The sequence below is a fragment of the Mesorhizobium sp. M7A.F.Ca.CA.002.04.1.1 genome, from assembly GCF_004022805.1.
GTDB classification, from domain to species: domain Bacteria; phylum Pseudomonadota; class Alphaproteobacteria; order Rhizobiales; family Rhizobiaceae; genus Mesorhizobium; species Mesorhizobium ciceri.
The window spans coordinates 1-1,317 of sequence record NZ_RZPL01001055.1; the positions used below are offsets into that span (position 1 = coordinate 1).

Here is a 1,317-nt window from a genome sequence, read left to right on the forward strand (position 1 = left end):
CCCCTTGGCCGCGCGGCCGACGCGAATGGATTCAGGGCGGAGACTCCCCCAGCGATGCTGGCCGGAATAGCGCTGCACGAAATCCGGCGGCAGCACATTGGAGGAGCCGACGAAATCGGCGACGAAGCGGGTCCTCGGCCGCTGGTAGATATCTTCCGGAGTGCCGATCTGCATGATCTTGCCATCGTTGAAGACGGCGACGCGGTCGGCCATCGACAGCGCTTCGCCCTGGTCGTGAGTGACGAAGACGAAGGTGATGCCGAGCGCCTTCTGCAGCGACTTCAACTCCTCCTGCATGTTCTCGCGCAATTTGAGGTCGAGCGCGCCGAGCGGCTCGTCGAGCAGCAGCACCTTTGGCTGGTTGACCAGCGCGCGGGCCAGTGCCACGCGCTGGCGCTGGCCACCGGAAAGCTGGCCGGGCCGGCGGGCGCCATAGCCGGGCAGCCGCACCAGTGACAGCGCCTCTTCCGCCGCCTTGTGCCGCTCAGCCTTGCCGACGCCCTTGACCATCAGCCCGTAGGCAACGTTGTCGAGCACGTTCAGATGCGGGAACAGCGCATAATCCTGAAACACGGTGTTGACGTTGCGGCGATAGGGCGGAACGCCCTCGGCGCGGTCGCCGAAGATCGAGATCGAGCCCGATGTCGGCTGCTCGAAGCCGGCGATGAGGCGCAGGCAAGTGGTCTTGCCGGAACCAGACGGCCCGAGCATGGCGAAGAACTCGCCCGGCGCGATGTCGAGATCGACCGCGTCGACCGCGCGCACGCTGCCGAAATGGCGCGAGGCTTTCTGGAAGGAGACGGCGGAGGTCATGGGCTGTCAGTCCGTTGCCGGTTTGATGTGTTGATGTCGCGCGACGTCCTATCTCCCCCTTGTGGGGGTGAGAAGTGATCCGCATAGCGGAGGAAAGCCAATTGCTTGGCTTTTCGAGCTTCGAACGCCTGAGCCTTGCGAAGGGCCAGGCACTGCCACGAACTGCCGAGCAGACCCCACCCAGACGCTATGCGTCGACCCTCCCCACAAGGGGTCGGTCCAGGCTGCTCCTCGTCCGCCGATGCCGCCGCTCTCGTCCGCCCCCCAGCGATAGTAGGGCACGCACTGATCGTTCTGGGTGGCGCATTTCGACACCGGCGTCTTCCAGAACTTGATCTTGTCGAAGTTCTCGTAGCCGTTGGTCTTGCAACCCTCGTCGGTCAAAAGCTCATTGCCCTTGCAGGCGGCGGGCACGACGGGCAGTGAGCCGAACCAGGCTGAGACATCGCCCTGCACCTTCGGCGACAGCGAATGTTCCATCCACATATAGGCACAGTTGGGGTT

Annotated in this window: 1 protein-coding gene and 1 pseudogene; both read right to left on the reverse strand. The window is 64.3% G+C overall.

Features of this window, described 5'->3' with window-relative positions:
* Positions 1 to 813, reverse strand: an 813-nt coding sequence (locus tag ENZ75_RS32025; protein WP_164888188.1) for an ABC transporter ATP-binding protein, incomplete at its 3' end; no start/stop codon positions are given.
* Between the two features lie 231 nt (positions 814 to 1,044).
* Positions 1,045 to 1,317, reverse strand: a pseudogene (locus tag ENZ75_RS32030) (spermidine/putrescine ABC transporter substrate-binding protein); the annotation flags it as partial.